This window comes from Clostridium pacaense, from assembly GCF_020709765.2.
In the GTDB taxonomy this organism is placed as follows: Bacteria; Bacillota; Clostridia; order Lachnospirales; family Lachnospiraceae; genus Enterocloster; species Enterocloster hominis.
In genome coordinates, this window is the sequence record NZ_JAJFEB020000130.1 from 1 (window position 1) to 264 (window position 264).

The window sequence follows — 264 nt, forward strand, 5'->3', positions numbered from 1 at the left end:
ATCGGTCGAGGGCTTAACCAGAAGGTTCAGGGAGAAGCAGGAAGTTTGTCAGTTCGGTTTTCAATATGTGGTTTTGAAGGTATGTATTTTTGCATAAAATCAGCAAAAGTTTCATACAATATCTTCAGAAGGTACTTGATGAATCTTTGATTATAAAGTATAATAAAGACTCGGAGAGCACTTTTAATATTCCTCGATAGCTCAGTCGGTAGAGCACGCGGCTGTTAACCGCGCTGTCGTAGGTTCAAGTCCTACTCGGGGAGT

The 264-nt window shown here is 41.3% G+C and carries 1 tRNA gene; it reads left to right on the top strand.

Annotated elements, in window-relative coordinates:
* The first annotated feature begins 190 nt into the window (after nucleotides 1-190).
* Nucleotides 191-263 (top strand) — tRNA-Asn (locus LK536_RS58790).
* Nucleotide 264: the final 1 nt, after the last annotated feature.